At 32.0% G+C, this 13,686-nt stretch carries 14 protein-coding genes; 10 read left to right on the plus strand and 4 right to left on the minus strand.

Annotated elements, in window-relative coordinates:
* Positions 1–130 precede the first annotated feature (130 nt).
* Positions 131–982 carry a HEAT repeat domain-containing protein gene (locus Q4Q39_RS18390; protein ID WP_303284036.1) on the minus strand — a complete coding sequence of 284 codons (852 nt, stop codon included), beginning with the start codon at positions 980–982 and terminating at the stop codon, positions 131–133.
* A gap of 9 nt (positions 983–991) precedes the next feature.
* Between Q4Q39_RS18390 and Q4Q39_RS18395 the strand changes: the two genes are divergently transcribed.
* Complete coding sequence (locus Q4Q39_RS18395) at positions 992–1,444, plus strand: DUF1569 domain-containing protein (protein ID WP_303284037.1); 453 nt, start codon at positions 992–994, stop codon at positions 1,442–1,444.
* Positions 1,445–1,456: 12 nt separating this feature from the next.
* Here the strand turns inward: Q4Q39_RS18395 and Q4Q39_RS18400 are convergent, their stop codons facing one another.
* Positions 1,457–2,305: a helix-turn-helix domain-containing protein gene (locus tag Q4Q39_RS18400; RefSeq protein ID WP_303284038.1), complete on the minus strand. Its 849-nt coding sequence runs from the start codon at positions 2,303–2,305 to the stop codon at positions 1,457–1,459.
* Between the two features lie 122 nt (positions 2,306–2,427).
* Here Q4Q39_RS18400 and Q4Q39_RS18405 point away from each other — a divergent pair, with 122 nt between their 5' ends.
* Complete coding sequence (locus tag Q4Q39_RS18405) at positions 2,428–3,093, plus strand: YceI family protein (RefSeq protein ID WP_303284039.1); 666 nt, start codon at positions 2,428–2,430, stop codon at positions 3,091–3,093.
* Here the strand turns inward: Q4Q39_RS18405 and Q4Q39_RS18410 are convergent.
* On the minus strand, positions 3,090–4,106 hold the full coding sequence (locus Q4Q39_RS18410; protein ID WP_303284040.1) for a S66 peptidase family protein: 1,017 nt from the start codon (positions 4,104–4,106) through the stop codon (positions 3,090–3,092). The two genes, Q4Q39_RS18405 and Q4Q39_RS18410, sit on opposite strands and share 4 nt — an antisense overlap.
* Before the next feature lie 7 nt (positions 4,107–4,113).
* Between Q4Q39_RS18410 and metG the strand changes: the two genes are divergently transcribed.
* On the plus strand, positions 4,114–6,243 hold the full coding sequence (gene metG, locus Q4Q39_RS18415) for a methionine--tRNA ligase (RefSeq protein ID WP_303284041.1): 2,130 nt from the start codon (positions 4,114–4,116) through the stop codon (positions 6,241–6,243).
* A 112-nt stretch (positions 6,244–6,355) separates the two neighbouring features.
* Positions 6,356–6,874, plus strand: a complete 519-nt coding sequence (locus Q4Q39_RS18420; RefSeq protein WP_303284042.1) for a ferritin — start codon at positions 6,356–6,358, stop codon at positions 6,872–6,874.
* 238 nt (positions 6,875–7,112) lie between these two features.
* On the opposite strand, the gene Q4Q39_RS18425 is transcribed toward Q4Q39_RS18420, so the two are convergent.
* Positions 7,113–7,448, minus strand: coding sequence for a T9SS type A sorting domain-containing protein (locus tag Q4Q39_RS18425; RefSeq protein WP_303284043.1), 336 nt, complete (start codon positions 7,446–7,448; stop codon positions 7,113–7,115).
* A 285-nt stretch (positions 7,449–7,733) separates the two neighbouring features.
* On the opposite strand from Q4Q39_RS18425, the gene Q4Q39_RS18430 reads away from it, so the two are divergent.
* From Q4Q39_RS18430 to Q4Q39_RS18455, 6 genes are all read left to right on the plus strand, one after another.
* Positions 7,734–8,207 carry a lipocalin family protein gene (locus tag Q4Q39_RS18430; RefSeq protein WP_303284044.1) on the plus strand — a complete coding sequence of 158 codons (474 nt, stop codon included), beginning with the start codon at positions 7,734–7,736 and terminating at the stop codon, positions 8,205–8,207.
* A gap of 35 nt (positions 8,208–8,242) precedes the next feature.
* A complete protein-coding gene (locus tag Q4Q39_RS18435; RefSeq protein ID WP_303284045.1) occupies positions 8,243–8,947 on the plus strand; it encodes a YiaD family glycine zipper/OmpA-like lipoprotein in 705 nt (234 codons plus the stop codon).
* Between the two features lie 89 nt (positions 8,948–9,036).
* Positions 9,037–11,163 (plus strand): Tex family protein, encoded by a 2,127-nt coding sequence (locus tag Q4Q39_RS18440; RefSeq protein WP_303284047.1) that lies wholly within the window; start codon positions 9,037–9,039, stop codon positions 11,161–11,163.
* Between the two features lie 146 nt (positions 11,164–11,309).
* The gene (locus Q4Q39_RS18445) at positions 11,310–12,158 is read left to right on the plus strand and encodes a helix-turn-helix domain-containing protein (protein ID WP_303284048.1); all 849 of its coding nucleotides are present in this window, start codon (positions 11,310–11,312) and stop codon (positions 12,156–12,158) included.
* A 393-nt stretch (positions 12,159–12,551) separates the two neighbouring features.
* Positions 12,552–13,100, plus strand: coding sequence for a carboxymuconolactone decarboxylase family protein (locus tag Q4Q39_RS18450; protein ID WP_303284049.1), 549 nt, complete (start codon positions 12,552–12,554; stop codon positions 13,098–13,100).
* Between the two features lie 44 nt (positions 13,101–13,144).
* Positions 13,145–13,525, plus strand: a complete 381-nt coding sequence (locus Q4Q39_RS18455; protein ID WP_303284050.1) for a cupredoxin domain-containing protein — start codon at positions 13,145–13,147, stop codon at positions 13,523–13,525.
* Positions 13,526–13,686: the final 161 nt, after the last annotated feature.

Raw genomic sequence — 13,686 nt, forward strand, 5'->3', positions numbered from 1 at the left:
CTTAATTAGTGCAAATTTTCCGATTAGAAACTCTCCTCTTTTTTAAGAAGGAGTGGATTCAGTTTCTCAAAAGAAACTGGAGGCGAGGTGGTTTTTTAGGATTATATATTTAAAGGGTTTTACAGAGTAATTATTTTGAATTATAATGCTCATCAACATAATCAATAGCTTCCTGCTGCGTTAAAACAGCAAACTTTTTATAACGATCGTGTACATCAATAATTTCATCTAAAGCTTTTTCAACAAGGGGTTTATTTTTCCATGTATTAAGATGGGCTACAACCGTTTTTAAGCACCCATTTTTGTAAGCAATTTGTCCTAAAACATGAATTAGAGTGTCTGAGACACGTCTAGTCTCATCAAATTCCAGCGTTTTTAATAAAGGTAAAATATCTTGAGGGTGTGTGCGTCCTCGTAACTCAATACCGTGACAAATCTCTCGTCTAATTTCTTTTTCAGGGTGTTTCAAATAAGTTTTTGCCCAATTTAAAACTGGAATTGGGTTTTTCTCTCCCATTTTCTTTACAGAACCAATAACGGCATTTCTAACGGAATGATGTTCGTCAAATAATCCAGTATCAAAAAAAGATTGCACTTTTTCAAAATGAAATTTACCAATTTCGCCAGCAGCATTTACTACGGTTTGGCGTACTTTTTCAGGGCTTGTAGTAAGCGTAGTCGAAGCATCCAATTTTAGTAGAGCCTGTAATGTAGAAAGTATGGTAGGTTGTAGTTCTGGTTTAGAATAAAAAAGCTTGCCGATAGCTAAATAACCAGTTTTACGAATGTAAGTGTCTTCATCAGAAAAGTGTTTTATAATATTTTCTGTTTCAATTGATGTTAGATCATTAGTAATCTCTTGAGTTATTTTTTCAACCAAGAGGATTCGATCTGCTTTATTTAAGTCATAAAAGCCCATATTAATAGTTTGAAGATAAAAATAAAATAAATAAATTGCATAGGATTTGTAAACCTCATTCATTTAAAGATTATGAAAAATATTTTTGATTTAAACGAAACTAATGCTGCTATCGACAGAATTAATAATCTAGAAACAACAACTCAGCCAAAATGGGGAAAAATGAGTGTAGATCAAATGTTAGCGCATTGTAATGTGACTTATGAACTGGTTTTTGAGAATATTCACCCGAAACCTGGGGGTTTTAAAAAAGCACTATTAAAGTTATTTGTTAAATCTATAGTAGTCAATGAAAAACCATATAAGAAAAATGGTAGAACAGCACCTGAGTTTTTAATTACTGATTCGAAAAACTTTGAGACGGAGAAAGAACGACTGATCAATTACTTAAATAAAACACAAAACTTAGGAGAAACGTATTTTGATAATAGGGAATCGCATTCTTTCGGTAAATTATCTAAACAAGAATGGAATAATATGTTTTACAAACATATAGATCATCATTTAAATCAGTTTGGAGTTTAAATACGAAGCCTTTTAAAGAACTTCCAATTTATAGCCAACGCCATGAACATTTACGATACTTATAGAAGGATCGTCTTTGAATTTTTTTCTAAGTTTCGATATAAAGGTGTCTAAACTTCTATCAACAAAAACACCATGATCTTCCCATATTTCTTTTACAAGGGTTTCTCGTTTTACAACTTGATTTAGATTCGCGCTAAGCATCGCCATGAGCTCACACTCTTTAGCAGATAGTTTTATTTCAACAGCTTCTTTAATTAATTTGCTTTGGTCTTTATAAAACCTATAATCACCAATTTTTGAATAGGAAGTTACTTCTTTTCTATTTGTTTTTGAGTTTCTTTTTTTAAAATAGAAAAAACCAAAAAGAAGTGTGCTAGCTAATAATACTAAAAGAGTAATATAGGTTTTAAGTGTTGGGTTGTTTTCGAGAAATAGTATCTGAATCGTGTAGCAGCCTATAGGTAAATTTCTGCCTTTACATGGAATAATATCACTTTCGGTAGTGCCTTTAATTTGAAAACTATAAAATACGCCTTCATTCTTACAGTTAAAAACTTCAACAATATATTGTTTTGGAAGCTTAGCAGCATTCAAACTATTGGTAATTGCAACTACTAGGCTATCTGGGGTTATAGAGAGCTTCTTTTGAAATGCTAACTCATACCTGTTCCCATCTAATTTAGTAATAGGCAGAATTAATGATGTAGAATCGTTATTCGCAAGCAATAGTGTGTTGCCAGCATCTCGTAAAGCTACTTTTACGGTTTCAGAAAAATGATTCTGAGGGGTATTATCCGTACAGCCTAGTAGTGTAAAGAATAATATAGCTAATAAAGAAATAATGCGTTTTTTCATCATAATATTTAGAACAATCAAATAAATGAAAATTTTCAACTTTTTACACCCGTTTCACACTTCTTTCACATTTTTTTTACAAAAATTCAATGTACTGCTACTAGTTTTACTGAAAAATATAAATCATGCGAAAAATCATTTTACTAGCGACCATTATTTGTTTTACAGGTATCACAAATGCTCAAAGACTTATAGAAATAGACTCCTATACAGGTATTGTAGAATGGATAGGGGCTAGTTGGTTTAAATATAATATTCAAAACCGTACAGAAATAGATACTTCTAAAAGTATTGTAAAATGGACAGGATCTAATCTGTTTAAATATAATAAGCATTTTGGTACTGTAAATTTTATTAACGGACATATTATTAATTCCAACGATGTTATCTTGGGAGGCTATTTCGAAATAAATATGAATTCCATTGTAAATACCGATGGAAAATATAATGAGATGTTAGTATCACATTTAAAGAATAAGGATTTCTTTGATGTAGATAAATATCCTATTGCTAAAATAAAGTTTACCGAAGTTGTTCATAAAAATGTAAATACCATTAAGGTGAAAGCGGATCTGACTATTAAAAATATCACCAATCAGGTTCATTTTAATATAAAGTATAAAGTTGTAGATGGGAGGTATGAAATGAATTCAAAATTTATTATCGACAGAACCAGATGGGGTATTGAATACCAATCAAAAGGTTTGTTTGCCAATATAAAAAACGATATTATTTCTGATGCTATTGAGTTCGAAGTTGTAATTCAATTACCTTTAAAGGATGGCTGCTAATCCTCAAAAACGATTGTAGATCGCTCTTTACCAATTGTTAACTTAATGGTTTTTCCCAAAATCATAGCACGATTGTCTTTTTCATGCCCTGCAGGCATATTAAATACAATAGGAAAATTATAATCGGATAAAGCATCTAAAATAAGCTGTTCGATAGAAGCCCCCCAAAGCGTAGTGTTCTTTCTAAGTTTAGTCATATCACCAACAATAACACCTTTACAGTTTTTAAAATAACCAGCGCGTTTTAAACTTTGTAGCATACGATCTATATGGTATTTATATTCACCAATTTCTTCAATGAACAAAATTTTCCCAGTAGTATCAATACTAGTTTTCGAGCCTAACATGGTGTGTAGCATGGTTAAGTTACCACCAACAACAGGAGCCAATACATGTCCTGTTTTGTTGTATTTAGAACCTTCCAAAGTATAGCTTAGAGACTTTCCAAAAATTGCATCTTTAAATGTTGAAAGTGTTTCTTTAATAGACCCTAAATCGTCTTGTAAACTAGTACACATCATAGCATGAATAGATTGTACGCCTACATTATGAACTTGATTATGCAGTGCCGTAATATCAGAGTAACCAATAAGCCATTTTGGGTTTTGTTTAAATTTGGTATAATCTAATTTATCTAAAATTCTAACCGTTCCATAGCCACCACGAGCACACCATATGGCACTTATTTTAGGATCGTCTAAAGCATTTTGGAAATCTTCACAGCGTTCATCGTCAGTCCCTGCAAAATGATTAGCTTGACTAAAAACATGTTTGCCAACTACGGCATGTAATCCCCAACTTTTTAAAAGTGCTTTAGCTTGTTGCACTTCCTTAGTTCTATTCTTTAAAACGCCTGAAGGTGCCACTATGGCAACCGTATCGCCTGCTTTTAAGTATGGTGGTTGTATCAATGTATTTGTTTTAGTTGACAACGTATTTTGTGCTGCAAGCTGTTTTTCCCCAAAGAAAAAAATAATACAACACAACGCAGTAATTAATGAGATTTTTGACATAATGTAAATGTACATTTTTTTTCTAAATCGTAGTCAAAATGCGTACTTTTGTCCCTTATTTAAAAAAGAAATGAGCGCACCTAAACGATATACGATTACCACAGCACTTCCTTATACAAATGGGCCAATTCATATTGGACATTTAGCAGGAGTTTATGTTCCGGCAGATATTTATGCACGTTATTTACGATTAACAGGAAACGATGTTATACTTATTGGTGGAAGTGATGAGCATGGTGTCCCTATTACAATTAAAGCGAAAAACGAAGGTGTGTCACCACAAGATGTCGTAGATAAATACCATGCCATTATTAAGAAGTCGTTTGAAGATTTTGGAATCACTTTTGATAATTATTCACGTACATCTGCGAAGGTTCATCATAAAACAGCTTCAGAGTTTTTTACAACTTTAAATAATAAAGGGGAGTTTATTGAAGAAGTAACAGAACAATTGTATGATGCAGAAGCTAATCAATTTTTAGCAGACCGATTTGTGATTGGGACATGTCCTAAATGTGGAAATGAAGAAAGTTATGGCGATCAATGTGAAAATTGTGGCACCAGTCATAATGCAACCGATTTAATAAATCCGAAGTCAGCTCTAACAGGAAATACGCCGACTTTAAAACAGACAAAGCACTGGTTTTTACCTTTAGATAAACATGAAGCCTTTTTAAAAGAATGGATTCTTGAAGGACATAAAAAAGATTGGAAATCTAATGTATACGGACAATGTAAATCTTGGATTGATGATGGCTTACGTCCTCGTGCCGTAACCCGAGATTTAGATTGGGGAATTCCTGTGCCAGCAGAAGGTGGAGAAGGAAAAGTACTTTATGTTTGGTTTGATGCTCCAATAGGATATATCTCATCTACTATAGAATGGGCAGAACGCGAAGGGAAAAATTGGGAGCCCTATTGGAAAGATAAGGATACTAAATTGGTTCATTTTATAGGAAAAGATAATATAGTATTTCACTGTATTATTTTTCCAGCCATGTTAAAAGCCGAAGGTTCTTATATTTTACCAGAAAATGTACCTGCTAATGAATTTTTAAATTTAGAAGGTAATAAACTATCAACCTCAAAAAACTGGGCTGTTTGGTTACCAGAGTATTTAGAAGAATTTCCTGGTCAGCAAGATGTTTTACGTTATGCTTTAACGTCCAATGCACCAGAAACAAAGGATAATGATTTTACGTGGAAAGATTTTCAAGCAAGAAATAATAACGAATTAGTAGCTATTTTTGGAAACTTTATTAATCGTGTTGTCGTGTTAACTAACAAGTATTATGATGGTGTGATTCCCGAGCCAAATGCATTATCTCAAATAGATGAAGAAACGTTGGCAGCGGTAAAAGCGTATCCCGATGTAATTTCCAGTTCTCTTGAGCGCTACCGCTTTAGAGAAGCACAACAGGAGCTTATGAATTTGGCACGACTAGGTAATAAATATTTAGCAGATGAAGAACCTTGGAAGGTGATTAAAGTAGATGAAGAACGTACGAAAACAATTATGTACGTTGCGCTGCAAATAGCCTCGGCTTTAGCAACTTTGAGCGAACCATTTTTACCATTCACATCAAAAAAGTTAAAAGATATTCTTTGTCATTCCGCACTTGATGCGGAATCCACTTGGAATGAAGTTAAAACAAAAGAAATTTTAATTCCAGCAGGTCATAAAATAAGAAAAGCGGAATTACTATTCTCTAAAATAGAAGATACTACTATTCAAGCACAGCTTGATAAACTAGAAGCCAGTAAAAAAGCAAACGAGGTAGAAAATGCTGTCGTAGAACCGCAAAAGGATACCATTACGTTTGAAGATTTTACGAAACTAGACATGCGTGTTGGAACCATTTTGGAAGCTGAAAAAATGCCAAAAGCAAAAAAACTTCTCGTTTTAAAAGTAGATACGGGTATTGATGTGCGAACCATTGTTTCTGGTATAGCAGAAAGTTTTACAGCCGAAGAAGTCGTTGGAAAACGGGTCACCGTTTTAGTGAATCTAGCACCAAGAGCATTAAGAGGTGTTGAGAGTGAAGGTATGATTTTAATGACAGAAACACCCGATGGGAAATTGGTCTTTGTAAATCCAGATGATACTGCTGTAACCAATGGGTTGCAGATAAGTTAATCGTTTAGCCCTAAAGTATTTTGTGCAAAACACACATGGTATTGACTTAATTTTATCTTAATATTATTACAGACATTAAAGAATTATTTAACTTTACATAAAAAGAAATATTATGTTATCAAAAACTATAGAAGACGCATTAAATAATCAAATAAGAATAGAGGCAGAATCTTCTCAAATTTATTTAGCTATGGCTTGCTGGGCTGAGGTAAAAGGCTTGGAAGGTGTCTCAAATTTCATGTATGCACAATCTGATGAAGAACGCGAACATATGTTAAAATTAGTAAAGTTTGTTAACGAACGAGGTGGTCATGCAAAAATTTCTCAGTTAGCAGCACCGAATGTAACCTTTAAATCTTTTAAAGAGATGTTTGAGAAGTTATTTGAACATGAAGTGTTTGTATCTCAAAGTATTAATGAATTAGTACATATTAGCCTTCAAGAAAAAGATTATGCAACGCACAACTTTTTACAATGGTATGTAGCAGAACAAATAGAAGAAGAAGCAGTAGCTCGTACTATTCTTGACAAGATTAATATGATTGGTGATGACAAAGGCGGTTTGTATTTATTCGATAGAGATATTGAAAACTTAACCGTGACAACTGCAGCAACCAATGCGCCTCAATAATTTTAACAACAAAACTTATTTAGATTAAATAAAAATAAGTATTTTTGCCAAGTTATCTAAATTTTAGATTCTGTTTTGGGCAAAAAGAAGAAAAAAAAGGCAATTAAAAAATTACAACAAATTGGTATTATTACTACCGATAAAGTAAAAACAAGTTGTTGTAAAAAATTTAAAAAAGGCGAAAATAAACGCTGTAAAAAATGCCCTTGTTTTGATTTGCTTAAAAAAGTGGCTTAGTTTATTTTATAATTAACTTTTTAGTTTCCTGTTTATTATTTTCATTTTTCACCTGTATAAAGTACACACCACTTTTTAGTTGTGAAACATCTATTTTTATAATGATCTTATTGAAAAAATAAGAAGCAACTACATTTTCCTGAACGTCAATAATTTCAATGCTCTTGATTTTATTAGTGCCAATTACAAATAATTCATTATCTGCCGGGTTTGGATGAAACTTAAATATATCGGCCTTTGCATTTCTTGTCTCTACAATATTATTGTTCGTTTTTTCTTGAGAAAAAGACACATTATAAATTTGGAAAATCAAAAGCAAACAAAACAAATTTTTCATATCGTAGATGTTTATTGTTTGTGTTAAGTGGTTTATAATTAACGGAATATCGAAGGGTTAATTATACCTATAATTATTTGAGCCAAAATTTTTAAAACTTCAATACAATTTTTTCGTCTTTTTAGACTCATTATTATCTAAGTGATTGTATAAAACAAGTGACCTATTTAGTTAATTTGTGTCAAACATCATGGGCTGAAAATTTTTTCAGAAAAAACAGATGAAGAACATCTGAAAACAAGATGAGTTCGTAAATACTTTAGACATTTATTAAATTTTAATTCTATGAAAAACACATTTATTTTTTTAATTATAATTAGTTTGATGTCCTGTGGAACATCAAAAACCGTAAGGGTTTCAAAAAAAGTAATTAAAGGTGATTGGTCACTAAGTTCAATAAGCTATGATAAACCTGGAACTTACAAGATAAAATTGTTGAGCGACGTTTCTAAAGAGTGTTTTGAAGGTAGTACCTGGAAATTTGTATCTAACAATAATACGGGAATCTATGCAATCAATAATGGGAACTGTGAAACAGGAGATAGATACTTCAATTTCACTGTTCAAGAAGTTGATGCAGAAACAGGGTTATATCATTTCTTATTAAAACCAACAGATATAAAAGGTAAGTCTGAGACAAACCGAGGATTTAGAATAGAACTTAGCGAACTATCCAATACAGACATGCAATGGCAGCAAACAGTTTCCGTAGATGGTGAGCCGTTTACAATAAACATGAATTTTGTTAAACTACAGTAAAATTTAAATTATAACAATTTCAAAAAATTTAAGAAATGAAGAAATATATTAAGAAGTCAGTAATAACATTTTTAAGCATAATAGTTGTATTTGGTTTTATTAATTGCACAGCAGTAAAAAATGCCAATAATAAACAAAAAGGTGCGGTAATAGGAGCAGCAGGAGGCGCTATTTTAGGTGCTATTATTGGTAATAACGTAGGTAAAGGCGGTAATGGCGAATTAGGAGCTGTTATTGGAGGCGTTATTGGAGGAGGTGCTGGTGTACTTATTGGAAATAAAATGGACAAGCAAGCTCAAAAAATAGAAGAAGAAATCCCTGGAGCAGAAGTTGAACGTGTAGATGATGGTATTGTAATAACGTTTGATGAAGGTAGTGGTGTTTATTTTGATACTAATAAGTATAATATTAATGCAGCTTCTCAAATAACATTAAATAAATTGGTAGGCGTTTTTAAAGAATACCCAGATACTAATATTTTAGTTGTAGGACATACAGATAGCGCAGGTGATGCTAATTATAATATGACTTTGTCTAAAAACAGAGCGTATGCTGTTACTGGTTATTTAAAAAATAAAGGCCTTAGTTCTGGTAGATTTACTACAAATTGGTTTGGAGAAACTCAACCTAAGCATGATAACTCAACTGCTCAAGGAAGAGCAAAGAACAGACGTGTAAATATTGCTATTTTACCTAATGAAAAAATGATTAAAGAAGCTAAAGCACAGGCGAATAACTAAAATTGTAAATAAACTTGCATAAATCTCGTTTTCAATGTTATTTTTGAAAACGAGATTTTTTTGTGCCTTCAATTAATTCGAATTACTAAATGATTGATATTTTAAAGTTTATAACGACCCAGACCCAACTCCCAGAGCAATCTGTAAAAAACACGATTGAATTACTTAATGAGGATTGCACAATCCCTTTTATTTCGCGTTACAGAAAAGAACGAACTGGTAATTTAGATGAGGTTCAAATTGGAGGCATTGTAAAATATAAAGAGCAGTATGAAGCTTTAGAAAAGCGAAAAAAAGCCATTTTAAAAGTGTTAGAAGAACAAGGTGTTCTAACACCAGAATTAAAACAAAAAATAGAATCTACTCAAGATTTAACAACATTAGAAGATATCTATTTGCCATTTAAGAAAAGTAGGAAAACAAAAGCTGAAACTGCTCGTAAAAATGGATTAGAACCTTTAGCAAAAATCATTATGAGTCAAAATGCTAATGATGTAGAATCTATAGCATTTAAATATATAAAAGGCGATATCAATTCGGTTGAAGATGCTTTAGAAGGTGCGAGACATATTATAGCAGAATGGGTGAACGAACGTGCCGATATTAGAAATAATATTCGTCATCAATTAGAGCGTTTTGCTATGATTTCTACAAAGGTGGTAAAAACAAAAGCAGAGGATGAAGCCGCTCAAAAGTTCAGGGATTATTTTGATTGGTCTGAGAGTTTAAACCGAATCCCTTCACATAGACTGTTAGCTATTCTAAGAGCAGAAAATGAAGGTTTTATTCGCGTTAAAATAGAAATTGATAACGATAGAGCTTTAAACAAAATAGAAAGTAGAATGATTCGTAGTCATAATGAATGTGCAGACCAAATAGAATTAGCTATTAAAGATGCCTATAAACGTTTATTATTACCATCATTAAGTAATGAAGCTTTACAAATAGCTAAAGACAAAGCAGACGAATCTGCCATTAATGTATTTACAAAAAACTTAAAACAGTTATTATTAGGGTCGCCACTTGGAGAAAAGCGAGTTTTGGCTATCGATCCGGGTTTTAGAACGGGTTGTAAAGTAGTGTGCTTAGATGCACAAGGACAATTAAAATATAATGAAACTATATATCCACACCCTCCAAAAAGTGATTCTACGGGTGCGATGAAAAAAATAAGTTCGTTGGCAGATGCCTATAAAATTGAAGCCATTGCTATTGGTAACGGAACAGCATCACGAGAAACAGAGGCCTTAATTAGAAAGATTCATTTTAAAAATGACATTCAGGTTTTTGTAGTGAGTGAAGCGGGGGCGAGTATTTATTCGGCATCAAAAATTGCACGCGAGGAATTTCCAGATTACGATGTTACCGTAAGAGGCTCGGTATCTATTGGACGTCGCTTACAAGATCCCTTAGCAGAATTAGTTAAAATTGATGCAAAGTCAATTGGCGTTGGGCAATATCAACATGATGTAGATCAGGGAAAACTTCAAAGATCGTTAGACACAGTTGTAGAACATTGTGTAAACTCTGTTGGAGTAAATATCAATACAGCAAGTAAAAGTTTATTAAGTTATGTGTCTGGTATCGGACCAAAATTAGCAGAGAATATTTTTAATTTTCGTAATGAGAATGGTGTGTTTACATCAAGAAATGATATTAAAAAAGTGCCACGTTTAGGGGGCAAAGCTTTTGAACAAGGGGCTGCTTTTTTAAGAATTAAAGATGCTGAAAATCCATTGGACGATTCTGCGGTACACCCAGAAAGTTATGCCGTAATTACTAGAATGGCTAAAGATTTAGGTAAAAGTATTCAAGACCTTATTGGTAATGCAGATCTACTTAAAAAAATAGATTTAAAACAGTATTGTACAGAATCTGTTGGGTTACTAACACTAGAGGATATTGTTAAAGAGCTTGAAAAACCGGGATTAGATATTCGGGAGCAAGCAAAAGTATTCACGTTTAACCAGAATATAAAAACCATTTCAGATTTAAGAGAAGGTCAATTACTCCCTGGAATTGTAAATAATATTACAAACTTTGGCTGTTTCGTAGATGTAGGTATCAAAGAAAGTGGATTGATTCATGTCTCTAATCTATCAGATTCCTTTGTTAAAGATGTTAATGAGCACGTAAGTTTACACCAGCAAATTATAGTAAAAGTGTTAGAGGTTGATATTCCGCGAAAGCGTATTCAATTAAAATTACATAAGTAATAATTTATACCTCTTTATGGTTTTGAAAACATGTGTTTATTTAATTGTAAATATCTGATTGTTATTAAAATAAATCTTTCAGGTCTTTAAAGGAATTTACCGCAACAATTTGTAATGTTGTTGTTGTATTTCAGACCTATGTAAACATGACACATTTATTTTCAGAATTTTCCACAAATGCTATTCTAAAAGTAGGTAATGAGTTGCTTTTAGAACCGTACAAACAATCTAAGAAATTAGAATTGTACACGTTTATAAGAACCAAAGATTCAATAACAGAAATTATTGTAGATAGCATTCCCTATAAAATTGAACCCAATAGTGTTTTAGCATTAACAAACATTCAATATTTACAATTCATAGAAGGTAAAGATTTGGTTGTATATCAATTTAACAGAGAGTTTTATTGCATTAAGGATCACGATCAAGAAGTTGGTTGTGCCGGTTTGCTCTTTTTTGGAAATGAACACATGCCCCTTATTTGCTTAAATGGAAAAGAAAGAACAAAGTTTGATACACTTCATGAAGTTTTTGTTGATGAGTTAGAAACTAAAGATAATATTCAGGCAGAAATGTTGCGTATGCTTATGGCCAGATTTATAATTAAAAGCACACGTATACTTAAAGCTAAAGATAATATTGAGGAAACACCCATTTCTAAAGATTCAAAAACAGAATTACTTAGAAGTTTTAATCTTCTAGTTGAATCTCATTTTAGAAAAGAACACAGTGTTGGTTTTTATGCAGATAAACTTTTTAAATCTCCAAAAACGTTATCCAATACATTTGCTAAATTAAATACAAGTCCGTTAAAAATAATTCACGAACGTCTTGTTCTTGAATCAAAACGATTATTGGTTTACACCAATAAAACGGCTAAAGAAATTGCTTTCGAAATTGGCTTTGAAGACGCATCGCATTTAAGCAGGTTGTTTAAAAAACACACAGATTTATCTCCTTCAGATTTTAAAAAGCAACTAAAATCTGCTTCTTAGGAAAAATTGACAAATTTTAGGGAAATTCATTCATTTCATTACACCTCGTTGTAATGCATCTTTGTACTGTATAATTTAAACAGCAAACGTTATGAACTTAAAACACATATCCATCTTCAATTTAATTGAAATATTCACACATAATAGAAAAAAGGTGCTAAATACCATAAGCCCTAAAACGCATTGTGAGCAAAAACACATTCACGATTTCTATTGTGACGTGGAAAGACCTTATATAGATACTGATATTTTACCTTAAAAATAGAAAAGGGAAAAATTGACAATCATAAAGGAAGAACTTACATGGTATAACCTTTTATATGATTGCATCTTTGTACCAGAATTAAAAACAACAAAATTTCAGAATAATAAATATTTAAAAAAATTAAAATTATGAGCACATTTAATGTACCAACAAGAGAAGACGTAAGCGAAAACAATCAAGCTATTTTCGATAACTTAAACAAAGCGTTAGGTTTTGTACCAAACTTATATGCTACCTATGCACATAGTGATACAGCGTTAGAAAACTATTTAAACTTTTCAAATGCAAAAACATCATTATCAGCAAAAGAGAAAGAAGTTGTTAATCTAGCAGTAAGTGAAGTGAATGCATGTGTTTACTGTCTGTCGGCACACACCGCTATCGGAAAAATGAATGGTTTTACCGATGAGCAAATCTTAGAATTAAGAGCAGGTCAAGCTTCATTCGACTCTAAATTAAATGCATTAGCACAATTAGCTAAAAACATTACAGAAAACAGAGGAAAGACAGACGAAGCAGTTTTAGAAAACTTTTTTAACGCAGGATATACTAAAGGTAACTTAATTGATACAATCTCTTTAGTAGGAGATAAAACAATTTCTAATTACGTACACCAAACGACACGAGTACCTGTAGATTTTCCAGTGGCACAACCATTAGAAGCGGTAGCAGTATAATAAAAATAATTAATAAATAATCACACTAATAAATTTTAAATATCATGAAAAAAATCATTTCAATTTTAGTAATCGCATTAGCATTTTCAATGAACACGAATGCACAAGATGCCATGAACAATGTAAAAACGGTATCCTTAGAACAAACTAAAGGAGAGTTTACTCAAAAAGGGTTAACATTAAGCGAAGGATCTTATGTGTTTGCAGTATCTAACAATCATGCGGCTAAAGAAGTAGGTTTAGTATTAGTACCTAAAGGTAAAGATGCTAGTAAACCAGAAAACCATATTAAAACAGCCTATGTAACAACAGTTGTTAAAGAAGGTAAGGTTGAAAAAACAAATGTTACTAAATTAACAAAAGGAGAGTATGTTTATTTCTGTCCTTTAAACCCAACACCACAATATACACTTACAGTTAAGTAAGTAGTTTTTGATTAATAGTGAAAAAAGGTTGCCTATTTAGGTAGTAGTGGTCGGAAGAAAAAATCTTCCGACCTTTTTGTTTTTATATTTCTAAACTCACTAGGATTAACCGACTGGTTTTTAGTTTTTTACTTAGGTTTTCACATGTGTTTTTTGTATCT

The organism is Flavivirga amylovorans, from assembly GCF_030540875.1.
GTDB lineage: Bacteria > Bacteroidota > Bacteroidia > Flavobacteriales > Flavobacteriaceae > Flavivirga > Flavivirga amylovorans.